The following is a 14,142-nucleotide window of genomic DNA, read 5'->3' on the forward strand; positions in this document are numbered from 1 at the left end:
TCGACCGTCCTCCGGCGCGGAGTCATCTCGGCGGCACCGCGTCCCGCAGCCGATCGGCCACAGTGGTCTGCTGCACTTCGGTGAGGTGGGGGAACATCGGCAAGGAGAGGATGCTGTCCGCCGCCCGCTCGGCGACGGGGAACTGGCCCCGGCGGTAACCGAGCCCCTCGTAGGCCTCGGTCAGGTGCACCGCCGTGGGGTAATGGATGCCGACGCCGATGCCGGCGGCACCGAGTTCGGCCATGACGCGATCCCTCTCGTCGACGCGCACGACGTACAGGTGCCAGACGTCTTCGTTGCCTGGACGCACCGCGGGAAGCCGAACATCGTCGATCTGCGCGAGCAGGTCGCCATAGCGGGCCGCCGCCGCGCGCCGCGCGGCGTTCCAGCCGTCGAGTCGGCGGAGCTTCGCGCGCAGCACCGTGGCCTGGACGGCGTCCAAGCGAGCGTTCATCCCGATGTGGTCGTGCACGTACTTGACCGAGCTGCCATGGGCGGCCAGGTTGCGGATGAGCGCGGCGATTCCCGCATCATCGGTCAGGACCGCGCCGGCGTCGCCGGCGGCTCCGAGGTTCTTCCCCGGGTAGAAACTGGTGGCCGCGACGCGGCTCAGCGCGCCGGCGCGGCCGGCCGGACCCGACGCGCCCTGGGACTGCGCCGCATCTTCCACGACGACCAGACCGTGCTTCTCGGCGAGGGGCGTGATCAGCTCCATGGGAGCTGTCTGACCGAACAGGTGCACCGGCGCTATGGCCCTGGTGCGGGGCGTGATCGCCGCTTCGATCGCGTCGGGATCGATCAGGAGGTACTCGTCGTCGACGTCCACGAAGACCGGCACGGCGCCGATGCGTGAGGCCGCCTCGGCGGTCGCGATGAACGTGTTCGCCGGCATGATGATCTCGTCGCCGGAGCCGATGCCGACCGCGCGATACGCGAGTTCGAGCGCGTCGGTGCCATTGGAGACGCCGACCACGTGTCCGACTCCGACATACTCGGCGTACTCGTGCTCAAACGCATCGACCTCAGGCCCACCGATGAATGACGCCGAGGTGAGCTGCTCGCGCCAGACCGGGAGCACCTCTTGGGCGATCTCCGCCTGCTGGGCGGCGAGATCGAGGAAGGGGACTTTGGGGCTCACGCGCGTGCTCCGATCTCGCGAGCAGGCACGCCGGCCCACGTCGCCTCCGCGGGGACATCCTGCAGCACGACCGCCCCCATTCCCACCGTGGACTCGGAGCCTATCGCCAGGCCCTGACGAACAGACGCATTCATTCCGAGGTACGCCGCTTCGCCCACCGTGACGGTGCCCCCGAGCGACACGCCCGCCGCCAGAGTGACGAAGTCTTCGAGGACATCGTCGTGTGTGATCGTGCAGTTCGGCATCACCACCACGTGACGGCCGAGTGCGGCGTCGGCCGTCACGACCACGTTGTCCAGCAGGATGCTGCCTGGCCCGACGTCGCTCGAACGGCCGATCCGGGCCGAGCGGGCGACGAAGGTCGCGTACCGATCCTCGTCGATCCCGAACTTGCGGAATCGACGCACGACGTTGCGACGACTCTGACTCGGGCCGACGCACACCAGCAGGGACTCGGTCCGGGAGACGGCATCCACCACGGACCCGACGACGGGAATGCCGCCGATCTCAGTCTCATGCAGGTCGACATTGTCGTCCAAGACGCCGACCACGCCGGTGATCCCCGCGGCGATGACCTCGCGCGCGAGGCCGCTCGCACCGACGAGGAGGAGACCCCCCGCCACTACGCCGCCTCGATCGGCGCGCGCAGGACGGCGATCACGCGGTCCTGGTCCTCTTCGGTCAACTGGTGGAAGACCGGGAGGATCAGGGTGTTCTCGTTGAGTCGCTCGGTGACGGGCAGACCGCCCTCTGGCGTCAAGGCACGATACGGGGGCTGACGATGGGACGCCATGATGCCGCGGCGTGCCGAGATGTCGGCGTTCGCGAGTGCCTCGAGCAAGCCGTCGCGATCCGTCGGATACTCGTCGCCCACCTCCACCCAGAACGATTGGAAGTTGCCGGTGCCGTACTCGGGGTCGGTCACTGCGCGAAGACCGGCGACATCGCCGATTGCGCGCTGGTACCGGTCGGCGATCGCCCGGCGCCGAGCGACGATCTCGGGCAGCCGGCCCAGCTGCACGAGTCCGACCGCCGCCTGCAGATCGGTCATGCGGAAGTTGAAACCGACCTCGGTGTACTCCTCCGCCGGCGGTAGCACCGACGTGTGCCGGTCGGCCGCGGACACGCTCATCGCGTGCTCGCGGAGGTGCCGCGCACGATCTGCCCAGTCGGGGTTCGACGTCGTGATCATGCCGCCCTCACCCGTCGTGAGGAGCTTGCGGGGATGGAAGGACCACGCCGCGATCTCGGCGCCGGCGCCGACCGGACGCCCTTTGTAAGTTGAACCGGCGCCGCACGCGGCATCCTCGATCACCACGATGTTGAGCTGATCGGTGAACGAGCGGATGTCGTCGATGTCGACGGGGACGCCACCCTGATCAACGGCGATCACAGCGCGCGTCTGCGGGGTGAGCGCTTCAGCGACGGTATGACCCGTGACGTTTCCTGTGACCGGATCGACCTCGGCGAACACCGGGTTCGCGCCGACGTACTTGACCGCGTTCGTGGTCGCGATGAACGAGAACGACGGGACTACGACATCATCCCCCGGGCCGACTCCCGCCACGATGAGGGCGAGGTGCAGGGCCGTCGTGCAGCTGCTGGTCGCGACGGCGTAGCGTGCCTGCATCGTGCTCGCGAACTCCTCCTCGAAGCGTGCGACCCGCGGGCCCTGCGCGACCCAGCCGCTGGCGATCGCGGCGGCGACGGCATCCGCTTCTTCCTGGCCGAGCCAGGGGACCATCACATTGATGCGCCCGCTCATGAACCGACGCCCACCCGTCCAGCGGCGATCTCCTCGCGCAGCGGCTGCCACCACTCCACGAGCTGGCGGAGCCCCTCGTCGATGCCGATGGTCGCCTCGAATCCCAGGTCACGCTTCGCCGCGGACGTGTCGGCGAGACGACGCACGACGCCGTTGACAGCGCGCTCGGGCCCATGCTCGACGCCGAGGTCGGAGCCCATCACGCGCAGCAGCGCCTCGGCGAGCTCGAGCAGGCTGGTCTCCGTGCCGCTGGCGATGTTGTAGGTGCCGTCGACGATGTCGCTCTGCGCCGCGAGCACGTTGGCTCGCGCGATGTCAGGCACGCACACGAAATCCATCGTCTGCCGGCCGTCGCCGAAGATGAGCGGCGGCTTGCCGTCGGCGATGCGCTCCATCCACCGCACGAGCACCTCGGTATACAGGCCGTGCACATCCATGCGGGGGCCGTACACGTTGAAGTACCGCAGCAGGACGTAGTCGAGTCCCTCCATGGCACGGAAGCTGCGGATCAGACCCTCGTTGAAGGTCTTCGCCGCCCCGTACAGGGTGTCGTTGTTCTCGTGGTGGTGGCGCTCCGTCGTCGGGAACTCCTCCGCCATCCCGTAGACGGACGCGCTCGAGGCGGCGATGAGCTTCTTCACGCGATGCTTGGCCGCAGCCTCCACGACGTTGAACGTCCCGTCGACGAGTACTTCCAGAGCCAGCCGCGGCTCTTCCGCGCACTGCGTGATGCGGATGGCTGCCTGGTGGAAGACCACGTCCTTGTCGGCCGTCAGGTCATCGACGAGATTCGCATCACGGATGTCGCCGTCGATGAGCTCGACGCGCCCGGACGCTCGCGCTCCGTCGAGGTTGGCGCGGCGGCCGCGGACGAGATTGTCGAGCACGTCGATATGTTCGACTCCTGCATCCAGCAGCTGATCGACGAGGGTGGAGCCGATCGTCCCAGCGCCGCCGGTAACGAGGACGCGGGTGCCTTCGAGGGTGGTCATGCTTCCTGCACTTCCTTAATGTGAGACGCGACGAGGTTCGGCGCGCCGGATGCGCCGAGGCTTGCGGAGGCGGCTTCGAGGACGGAGAGCACGCGGAGGCCGGATTCGCCGCTGGTGCGCGCCGGGCGCTGCTCACGGATGGCGGCGGCGAACTCACCGGCCACGTTCGCAAGCGCCTCCCGCTCGGGCAGTGCGGGCGCCCACGTATCACCGAGCCGATACGAGATGTTCGCGGCCCGCGTGTCGGCGGTCTCCTTCGATTGGAGCGCGAGATCGACACCGCGGTCGTACACGCTCACCCGCTGCTGGGGGTTGAGGTCGTCCCAGACGAGTGTGCGCTTGGTGCCGCCGATCACCATCTGGCGGATCTTGGTCGGGCTGAGCCAGTTGACATGAACGTGGGCGATTCCGCCGCTCGTGAGGGGCATCGCGAGATACCCGATGCACGCCTTGCCGGTGCTGAGAGGATCCGAGCCGTGCGCCGACACCGAGGTGACGTCCAGGCCCCCGGGGAGGATGAAGTCCATGATCGACAGGTCGTGGGGGGCAAGGTCCCAGAAGACGTCGACATCAGGCTGGATGAGTCCGAGATTGATGCGGACGCTGTCGACAAAGAGGATGTCGCCGAGCGCACCCTCCTCGATGAGCTCGCGGATCTTGAGCACAGCGGGCGTGTAGCAGTAGGTGTGGTCGGCCATCAGGACCAGACCGTTCTCGCGCGCCCGCTCCACCATCTCGACCCCCCGCTCGCGGGTGTCCGCGAGCGGCTTCTCCACGATCACGTGCTTGCCTGCTTCCAGCGCCGACAGCACGATCGGATGATGCGTGCGCGCCGGCGTGGCGATCGCCACCGCGTCGATCGTGCTGTCGGCGAGCACATCCTCCAGGCTCGTCGTCACGGGCACGCCGCCCACGCCGTCGGCGACGCGCTGCGCGCGCACCAGATCGAGGTCGCAGATCGCTGCCAGGTTCCACCCTGCCGAGGCGCGGAAGTTGCGGGCCAGATTCGGCCCCCAATACCCAGCACCGATCACAGCGACGTTCAGTCGTTCAGACACGCCGACCACCCCCATTCCTTCCACTCCAGTCCCCGAACCGGAGTAAATCACATCGTTGCGCGTCGCGGTCAGTTGTCCGGATCGAACACGACATCGACCCAGTACTTGTTGCTGTTGGTCGTCGTCGGGCTGGCCGTGCCGGCACCCGCCACGCCCCCATTGGGGAGCGTAGACAACGGTCCGACTGTTACGGAAGAGGCCAGTGCGCCGTTCGTTATCGAATAGCGCCCCGAGGAGCTGTACAACGTCACGCGGTACTCCGCGCCGACCGTCAGGCGAGTAGGCGTCGACAGTACAGCCGTCTGCCACCCGATCGCTGTCTCGTTCTGGAAGCTGACCTGCGCCAGGACCGTGCCCGAGGCGTCGCGAAGATACCCCGTGTGTGTGCCCGAGTTGAGGATGCCCTTGTAGTAGCGGATCGTGGTGACGACGCCAGGAGCGCTTGTGGTGAAACGTGTTCCCACCTGGTAGGCGACGCCGGCGCTCGCATTCGAGTTGGTGGGGGTGCCGGTGGCGAACAGGCTGACCTGGTCCGGCTTGGCCATCGTCGTGAACGACCACGCGCCACTGTTCACCGCGCCGCCGTTGGCGGTCACGGTCGCGGTATAGGTCTTCGTCCAGTCAAGGGTGGCCGTGGGGACGAAGCTCACCACCCGGGTCGTGGCGTTGTACGTCGAGGTTCCGGCGACATTCGTCGCACCCTGTGCGAGGGTCATCGCCCCGGCCTGGGCGCCGCTGGACAGCGTCGCCGTGATGGTCAGTCCGGTCGGGTTGACATTGGTCGCGTTGGCTGCGGGAGAACTCGAAGATCGCGTCGCCTGTGCGATCGTGGTGAACGACCACGTACCCCCGGTGAGCGCGGCTCCGTTCGCGGTGGCGGTCACTGCGTACGTCCGTGAATATCCCAACGCGGCCGCCGGCGTGAAGGTGACGACTCCCGTCGTCGCGTTGAAGCTCGACGTGCCCGCGACCGCGGCGCCGCCGGTCGTCACCGTGATGGCGGCCGATGACGCATTCGAGACCGTCGCCGTGATCGGTGCGTTCACCAGGACCCCGGTCGCCGAGGAGGCAGGCGCCCGCGCCGTTATCGCGGGGTTGGGCAGTGTCGTGAACGACCACGTTCCTCCCGACACCGCGGCACCATCCGCGGTCGCCGTCACCGTGTACGTCCTCGCTCGCTGCAGCGCCGACGTCGGGGTGAACGTGACCACACCGGTCGAAGCGCTGAAGCTGGACGTGCCCGCCACAGCCGTGCCGCCCGACGCGACCGTGATCGCACCCGCCAGAGCGTTGGCCAGCGTCACCGAGATGACCGCCGTCGCCGGGTCGACGTTGGTGGCGTCAGCCGCCGGGGTGCGCGCGCTGACCGATGCCGACGGCAGGGTGGTGAAGCTCCAGCCGGCGCCGACCGCACCACCGTCGCCCGTGAGCGTCGCCGTGTACGTCTTTCCACGCTCGAGCTGTACCGACGGCGTGAACGTGACGACTCCGTCGGCCGCGACGAAGCTGGACGTTCCAGGCACAGGAGTGCCGCCGGTCGCCAGCGCGAGGGACGCGGAAGAGGCGTTCGCCAGCGTGGCCGACACGGTGTCGGTGGGCGAGACGTTCGTCGCACCCGACGCCGGTGAGGTGGACGAGACCGAGACGGGCGCCTTCGTGGAGAACGACCAAGTGCCGCCCGTGACGGCCTGGCCGTTCGCCGAGACCGCCACCGAGTACGCCTTCCCGCGCTCCAGAGCCACCGTCGGCGTGAAGACGACCGCGCCGGTCGAGGCGTCGAACGCCGACGTCCCCGCGACGCTCGCCCCGGCCTGGGTGACGGCGATGGAGGCCGACTGCGCATTCGATACGTTCGCAGAGACGACGGCGGTCGCGGGATCGACCCCGGTCGCGCCGTTCGCCGGCGCGAAGCTCGTCAATGCCGGCGCGGGCGGCGGGGTAGAACCGGCGTCGAAGTCGATCTCGGCGTCGACGAAGTACGCGGTCGCGTTCCACGAGGAGGTCGGCAGTCCTCCCTCCGGGCCGTAGACGAAGCGGCCGTTTTCGCCCGCCGGTGCCGTGATGAAACCCACGGTCTTCGTCTGCGCGAAGTAGGCGCTGGTGTACGAGTAGCGTCCGCCCGGGGCGAAGTACGAGACGGTGTAGGTCGTGCCCGGAACGATCTCCACGGGATCGTCGAGCACCGCTCGCTGCCAGCCCGACTCCGTTTCGTCCACGAAGTCGACCCGCGCCAGGATCTCACCGTCGCCTCCCCACAGGGTGCCGCGATGGACTCCGGTCACTCCAGCTGCCTTGTGGAAGCGGATCGCCGTCACCTCGCCGGGCTCGGACACGGTGAACACCGTGCCCACCTCGACGGGGTCGGTGTCTGCCACCGTCCATTGCGGCGCCGTCGTGCCGAAGATCGTCTGGATCGTCGCCGCCGTCGTGAGCGACCAGGTGTCTACCGCCGCGCCATCCGAGGTCACCGTGACGGTGTACTTCGTGGTGCTCTTCAGGCGCGCCTGCGGATCGAAGGTGACGCGACGCGACGGGGCGTCGTACGTCGATGTCCCCGCCACCGCGCCGTCGGGGCCGACGAGCGTCACCGCGACCGCTCGACTGCCGGGGTCGTCGACGAGCGTGACCTCGACGTTGGCGGTGGTGGCCACGTCGACCGCGTCCTTCTCCGGAGAGGCGCTCTGGACGGAGACCGCCGGCCCGGTGTCCGAGACGAACTCGACGTCGGCGAAATAGTTGGTCGAGTTCCACGACGAGGTCGGCACCGCTCCACCGCTGCCGTAGCGGTAGCGACCGTTGTCGGGGCTGATCGCAGTGAGCGGACCGTTGACCACCGGCGAGGCGAACGTCTGCGGGGTATACGCGTAACGGCCGTTCGGCGCGAGGTAGGACACCGTATAGACCGCGTTGGGCATGATGGCCACCGGCGTGGCGAGGACGGCGCGCTGCCATCCCGAGGCCGACTCGCTGACGAACGTGACCTGTGCCAGGCGCTGTCCATTGGGCCCCCACAGCGACCCGGTGTGCGCGCCAGTCGTGCCGGCGGGCTTGTAGTACCGCAGTGCGCGCACCGTTCCCGCCTCGGTCGAGGTGAACGCCATGCCGAGCTCGACCGACGACGAGTCGGAGTCCACAGCGGAGGGGGCCGCGGTGCTGAACAGGCTCACCGCGGCGGTGCCGCCACCGACGGTGAACCCCCACGAGAAGGTGGGCGCCACAGTGCCGGACGTGCTCCGGACGCTGGTGATCGTCACGACGACGTGCGCGCCTGCGGTGAAGTCCTCATCGGGGGTGAAGGTCGCGGTCTTCTGCGAGCCGCCGACCGTCCATGCCCCGTCGATCTCCACGCCATCGGCGAGGACGGTGCCCGTCACGGTCGACTGGATAGCCTGAGCGAAGGTCGCCGAGATCGTGCTGTCGACGGCCACGCCGACCGCGTCCACGGCGGGCGTGCGCGAAACGATGGTCGGCACGTCGGTCGGGGGCGAGAACACGACGTCCACGCCGTAGTCGGTCGAGGACGACGACGACGGGAATCCGCCCGCGTAGGTATAGACCGCGCCACCGGCCGGCACCGTGAGCGGTCCGCGGGTGTATGCGGCCGAGAATCCGCCCGCCGTAGCCGCGTACCCGCCTTGGGGCGCCACATACGACGCGACATACGTGACCCCGGCCTGGACCGTGACGGGCGTGTCGAGCGTGGCCGTCTGCCATCCCTGCGCGGACTCATTGACGAAATTCGCCGTCGCCAGGCGCTGCCCGTCCGCACTCCAGATGGCACCGGTGTGCGAGCCGACGTTGCCGAGACCCTTGTAGAACTTGATCGCGGAGACGGTGCCGGCCGTCGCGGGGGTGAACTTCACGCCCAGGGTGACGCTGTCATTGTCGGAGGCCGAGGTCACGGACGGAACATGGCTCCATGGGAACAGCGAACACGGGCATTCACCCTCGGGACGGTCGACGTCCTGGGTGGTGAAGCTCCAGCTCGAAGCCGCATCGAGCGCCACGCCGTTGGTGTCCGAAGCCGCCGGGTTCACGGTGTAGGTCGTGTTCGGCGCGAGCGCCTGGGCCGGCGTGAAGATCGCCGTGCGCGTGCCGGCGTCGTATGTGGTGGTGCCGGTGACGGCCTGGCCGCCTGCCGTCACCGAGACGCTGACGGTGGCCGGGTTCGCGGCACGCGTGAACGTCGCGCGAACATCTGTGGTGGTCGAGACACCGGAGTAGCCCGCGCCCGGCGTACGCGTCAGGATCCGCAGCGGAGAGGTGTCGGACTTCGTGAACAGCACATCGACGAAGTAGTTCGACTCGGTCCACGTGTCGGTGGGGCGCAGGCCGGGCGAGCCGTACACGCCGGCCGCGTTCGCGCCCACGGCGGGGTCGACGGAGATCGGCGATGTCTTGGGGGTGTACGGCCAGTACAGCGCCTCCATGGAATACCCGCCATTGGGTGCCGTGTATGAAACGGTGTACTGCTGGCCGGCGATGACCTGGACCGGCGAAGTGAACTGTCCGGTCTGCCATCCGGTCGCCGTCTCGCCGTTGAAGACGACGCTGGCGAGCTTCGTCCCCGCGGCGTCCCACAGCGAACCGGTGTGCTGACCCGTGTTGGCGGCTCCCTTGTAGAAGCGGACTCCGGCAACGAACCCGTCGACCTCCGGTGTGAAGCGGAGCCCGAGTTCGACGGCCTGGTTGTCGTCGGCGGACGCGATGGCAGGGACGGCATTCGCGAAGGCGGTGAATGGTCCGGTGACGGTGAACGAGCGTGAAGCGCCGACGGACGAGTAGTTCGCGCTGTCGTCGATCGCCCGAGCCTTCACAGTGACCGCGTCCATGCCCTGCTGGACGTACGTGTAAGTCCAGTTCGTCGTCCCCTGCGCGGCGTGCCACGTCTCGCCGCCGTCCGTCGAGACCTCGACACCGGCCACGCGGCCGCCGACGTCGGATGCGGTGCCGGTGAGGGTGACGCTGGTGCCGTGGGCGATCGACTGACCCGAGGCAGGGCTGGTGATGTTCGTCGTCGGCGCGGTGGTGTCGGTGCTCTTCGTCGCTGCCACGAGGCCCGACATGAGCGAACCGGGCTGTGCGCCCATGTCGGCGAGCAGGTTCACCTGCGCCTGCTGCATGCGGCTGTCGGCGGGCGCACCGTCGCCGTCATGCGTCTCGTCCAAGCCCCATCCCCACTGGATGCTGCCCGCCGAGAACACCAGCGCTCCGCTGGCGGCGCGGTACAACGTGAGATGGTGCGTGGTCGTCCCGGGAACGACCACGTTCCCGTAGTCGACCAGATACTGCGGGATCGCCCCGGTGGTCGTGGACAGACGGATCAGTCCATCGGGACGGAAGCCGTTGTCGACGTCCTCGTTCGACTCGTACCCGACGGTGTGCGGCGCGAGAGCGGCGGTGGTGCCCGACGCCAGAGAGGTGAGGTTCGTGTTCCGCCAGAGACGAAGCTTCCCCTCGTCGCTGGACACCGTCACGGGCAGATCGCCGTCGTTGACCATGTACATGGTGCCGGTCAGAGCGTTCTCGGGCGAGTGGGCGCCCTGTGCCGCGGTCGCGAAGCGCGGGTCACGCGAGGTGCCCGTCCACTCGGCACTCGACACATCGATCTTCGCGCCCCCGCGGTTGGCCGCGTTGCCCCAGGTTTCCTTGTACGAGACGAGGGTCCGGTAGGCGGTGTTGGAACCGTCGACGGCCGCCTCGTACCTGGTGCGCCAGTAGCCCTCGTTGCCCGTGAGGAACTGGAGGTTCACCCCGGCGTCGCGCGCGGCCTCGATGTTCGCTCGCTGGGCCCCCGACCAGTACTCGTCGTGTCCCACGGAGAGGAACACCTTGTGGTTGAGCAGCTCGCCGCCGCGGCGGGCGGTGTCGACGCCTGCGATGTAGCTCATGTCGTAGCCGTTGCGCTCGAGGAAGCGGACCGTCGCGTACTCCGACGAGAAGTAGAAGTCCCGGCCGTCGACGTGGCCGCGCGTGGCGAACGGACGGTTGTAGCTGATCTTGTACGAGCGGCCGTTGTCGCCGCCCTGATAGAAGTCGGACCCGCCGTAGGTGTTGTACGCGTGCCAAGTGGGGTCAGAGGTCTGGAACACGACGTCGGACGTGTTCCCGTCCTTGCGGACGATGAACGTGATGTGGCTCTGCCCGCCGGTGTCGCTGCGCGTCAGCAGGGCGATATAGACGCCCGACACAGCGTCGGAAGGAACGTTCCAGGACGCAGAGACCTTCCAGGTGCCGCAGTCGTACAGCTCGGTCGCGAGATCCGAGATGCACTGCGGCTGGGTCTGCGGCAGCGTCGCGGTCACGGGGACCGAAGTGATGAACCGCGCACCGAGCCCCTGGTACCAGCCGGTGCGGTAGATGTCGATGGAGTAGGAGCGGGCGTTGGTGTCGACCTTGAAGTCGATCTTCTGGCCGACGTTGACGGAGATGTCGGTCGCGAACCCCTGGATGCTCGAGTCGCCGGCACCGGAGATGTCCCACACCTCCGGATCGGTGCCCGGCTTCTGGTTCTCGCAGACGACCGGGTTGATGGTCGCCCCGCACGGGCTTCCCGCGGCCTGCGCCGCCGGCGTCGGCTCGAAGGCGACGAACGCCGTTGCGACGAGTGCGACCACGGCCACGAACGTGCTGATCCGCGCACCGCGAGACCACCGTCGACGAACTCCGACCGTCCCCACAGCTGAATTCGTCATGATCCCCAGTCCCCGCCGACGTCGCGGCCATCGAACGCCGCGACCCCCGTCGCGACGCGAGCTCCGGATCGCGCGCCGAAAATCCCCATGGCACAACGATTCGGGTCTCCCCGCGGGCAGTATATCCTCATGCCGTCCCTCCGTGGAGGGGTGGTTCGGCATACCTTTACCCGCTCTTGAGGGAGCGCCGGGCCCGCCGGGTGATACATCTGCCGGTACCGGGTGGGAGTTCCGCGACGCAAGGGATCAGAAAACACATGTCAGACGCACCCGTGGTCCAGGCCACCGCCGATGTGGCCGACAGCGCCGAGCTCGGCACACGCACCCGCGTCTGGCACCTCGCGCAGGTGCGCGAGGGTGCGAGGATCGGCGCCGACTGCAACATCGGGCGGGGCGCGTACGTCGGCCCCGACGTCGTCATCGGCGACAGCTGCAAACTGCAGAACTACGCGCTCGTGTACGAGCCCGCACGCCTGGGCGACGGTGTTTTCATCGGGCCGGCGGCGGTGCTCACCAACGACGAGTTCCCCCGTGCCGCCAACCCGGATCTCTCGCTCAAGAGCGCCGACGACTGGCACCCGGTCGGCGTCACAATCGGAAACGGGGCCTCCATCGGGGCGCGGGCGGTCTGTATCGCACCCGTGACCATCGGCGAGTGGGCGCTGGTCGCCGCGGGGGCGGTCGTCACCAAGGACGTCGCCGCGTACGCGCTCGTCGTCGGCGTACCGGCGCGACGCATCGGTTGGGTGGGGCGCGTCGGCAAGCCGCTCGTCCAGAACGGCGACATCTGGGTGTGCCCCGAGTCCGGTGAACGCTATGTGCAGGACGGTGAGACGCTGCGCCCCGCGGGCTGAGCGATCCGACGGATGCCTCGGGGCGAGGCATCCACTTCCCTACAGCTCGCCGGGCTGCACGGCCTCGCGGTCCAGCTCCTCGACGAAGCGGCGGGCGGGGCTCACCTGGGCGCCGGCCTTGCGCGGCGCGTACACGACGAGGGAGTGGAAGAGGAAGCGCACGAAGAACGCGACCACCAGCGTGATCGCCGTCGCCAGCACGGCGGAGATATGGCCGGTCGAGACCATCATGGCGACGATCGGGATGCGGATCACCGCCTCGGCGTTGTTGAACGTGAACGACTTCGCGAAGCGCAGCCACACTCCCGCGGCGCTCTCGCGCATGTCCTGGAAGACGAAGCGCTCCTGCAGCAGGAAGTTGCCGATGATCGTGACCTCGGCGGCGACGATCGCCGCGACGATGTAGTCCACGCCGAGGTGGGTGAGCGCCCAGACGATGCCGATGTTCGCGATGGCGCCGAGTCCGCCGATGACGGCGAACAGCGACATCTTGCCGAAGCGCAGCGCGGTCAGCTGCGTAAGGAAGTGCAGCCCCTGCCGCACCGACGCCTTCGACTCGCCCGCGTGGCGGTCGGCGAAGTCGAACGGCACCTCGGCGACGCGCATCGGGCGGCGCGCGAGGATCTCGAGCAGGATCTTGAAGCCGCGCGGCCGCAGCTGCTCCGAGTCGATCGTGCGCCGGTCGATGAGGAAGAACCCGGTCATCGGGTCCGAGACGTCCTTCAGCCGGATCGGGAACATCGCGCGCGTCACGGCGGTCGACCCCTTCGACACCATCACGCGGGTGCGGTCGGCGAGCCCTTCGGCGGTGCCGCCGCCGGCGTAGCGCGACGCGATCACGAGATCGACGTCACCGCGCGAATACCGGTGCCAAATCTCGGGGATCTCTTCGGGTGGATGCTGCAGATCGGCGTCCATGACCAGGCACGCGTCCGCTTCTGCCGCGGCGAAGCCCTCCATCACCGCTCCCCCGAGTCCGCCGACAGGCCGGTCGCGATGGATCAGGCGGACGGGGAGGGACGCGGATGCGGCGACCTCGCGGATCACGTCGGGGGTGCCGTCCGTGCTGTCGTCGACGAAGACGATCTCGGCGTCGAGGCGGGTCTGCACCGCGCCGGCGATACGCCGGACGAGCTCCGCGATGTTGGGAGCCTCGTTGTACGTCGGGACCACGATGGACAACTGCATCGCGGGCTATCCTCCCACGCAGCGGCGAATCGGGCTCTATGGGTTCAGCAGACCCATGGGAGACCCTCGGTCAACGCACGGGAGCAGGGCAGGCGCAGGAGTGGGCCGGTGCTCGGCGCCGCGGGCCGCCGCGTGCGGCGCCCTGCCAGGATCCATCGCGGAGAATGGAACGGTGACTTTCTCCGCATCCCCCTCCACCATCACGATGTTCGGCGCCGACTGGTGCCGCGACTGCGTCCGCACCAAGAAGCAGCTCGACGACCTCGGCATCTCGTACACCTACGTGGATCTCGTCGCCGACCCGGCGGCCGCCGACGTCGCCCGCGACATCTCGGGCCGCACCAACATCCCCGTCGTGGTGTACCCGGACGCCTCGCACCACGTCGAGCCGTCGAACGCCGACGTCGAGTCGAAGCTGCGGGAACTCTCCCTCATCTGACGCCGCCCCTCGC

General features: G+C 68.5%; 9 protein-coding genes. 2 read left to right on the forward strand and 7 right to left on the reverse strand.

Features of this window, described 5'->3' with window-relative positions; genetic code table 11:
- Window positions 1-22: 22 nt before the first annotated feature.
- Genes ACFC1I_RS05525 through ACFC1I_RS05550 form a run of 6 tightly spaced genes read right to left on the reverse strand, consistent with a single transcriptional unit; the run spans window position 23 to window position 11,576 of the window.
- Window positions 23-1,177: a DegT/DnrJ/EryC1/StrS family aminotransferase gene (locus ACFC1I_RS05525; protein WP_376006864.1), complete on the reverse strand. Its 1,155-nt coding sequence runs from the start codon at window positions 1,175-1,177 to the stop codon at window positions 23-25.
- Window positions 1,135-1,761 carry a NeuD/PglB/VioB family sugar acetyltransferase gene (locus tag ACFC1I_RS05530; protein WP_376006865.1) on the reverse strand — a complete coding sequence of 209 codons (627 nt, stop codon included), beginning with the start codon at window positions 1,759-1,761 and terminating at the stop codon, window positions 1,135-1,137. The genes ACFC1I_RS05525 and ACFC1I_RS05530 overlap by 43 nt, the downstream gene beginning before the upstream one ends.
- Window positions 1,761-2,903 (reverse strand): DegT/DnrJ/EryC1/StrS family aminotransferase, encoded by a 1,143-nt coding sequence (locus ACFC1I_RS05535; RefSeq protein WP_376006866.1) that lies wholly within the window; start codon window positions 2,901-2,903, stop codon window positions 1,761-1,763. The genes ACFC1I_RS05530 and ACFC1I_RS05535 overlap by 1 nt, the downstream gene beginning before the upstream one ends.
- The gene (locus ACFC1I_RS05540) at window positions 2,900-3,895 is read right to left on the reverse strand and encodes an NAD-dependent epimerase/dehydratase family protein (protein ID WP_376006867.1); all 996 of its coding nucleotides are present in this window, start codon (window positions 3,893-3,895) and stop codon (window positions 2,900-2,902) included. The genes ACFC1I_RS05535 and ACFC1I_RS05540 overlap by 4 nt, the downstream gene beginning before the upstream one ends.
- Window positions 3,892-4,968, reverse strand: coding sequence for a Gfo/Idh/MocA family protein (locus ACFC1I_RS05545; RefSeq protein WP_376006868.1), 1,077 nt, complete (start codon window positions 4,966-4,968; stop codon window positions 3,892-3,894). The genes ACFC1I_RS05540 and ACFC1I_RS05545 overlap by 4 nt, the downstream gene beginning before the upstream one ends.
- 53 nt (window positions 4,969-5,021) lie before the next feature.
- On the reverse strand, window positions 5,022-11,576 hold the full coding sequence (locus tag ACFC1I_RS05550) for a DUF4082 domain-containing protein (protein WP_376006869.1): 6,555 nt from the start codon (window positions 11,574-11,576) through the stop codon (window positions 5,022-5,024).
- A gap of 329 nt (window positions 11,577-11,905) precedes the next feature.
- Between ACFC1I_RS05550 and ACFC1I_RS05555 the strand changes: the two genes are divergently transcribed.
- On the forward strand, window positions 11,906-12,502 hold the full coding sequence (locus tag ACFC1I_RS05555; RefSeq protein WP_376006870.1) for an acyltransferase: 597 nt from the start codon (window positions 11,906-11,908) through the stop codon (window positions 12,500-12,502).
- A gap of 39 nt (window positions 12,503-12,541) precedes the next feature.
- Here ACFC1I_RS05555 and ACFC1I_RS05560 read toward each other — a convergent pair whose 3' ends face one another.
- Window positions 12,542-13,690 (reverse strand): glycosyltransferase, encoded by a 1,149-nt coding sequence (locus ACFC1I_RS05560; RefSeq protein WP_376006871.1) that lies wholly within the window; start codon window positions 13,688-13,690, stop codon window positions 12,542-12,544.
- 205 nt (window positions 13,691-13,895) lie between these two features.
- Between ACFC1I_RS05560 and ACFC1I_RS05565 the strand changes: the two genes are divergently transcribed.
- Window positions 13,896-14,129 (forward strand): glutaredoxin domain-containing protein, encoded by a 234-nt coding sequence (locus tag ACFC1I_RS05565; protein ID WP_376008001.1) that lies wholly within the window; start codon window positions 13,896-13,898, stop codon window positions 14,127-14,129.
- The last annotated feature ends 13 nt before the right edge of the window (window positions 14,130-14,142 follow it).

The sequence above is a fragment of the Microbacterium sp. NPDC056044 genome (assembly GCF_042267145.1).
GTDB lineage: Bacteria > Actinomycetota > Actinomycetes > Actinomycetales > Microbacteriaceae > Microbacterium.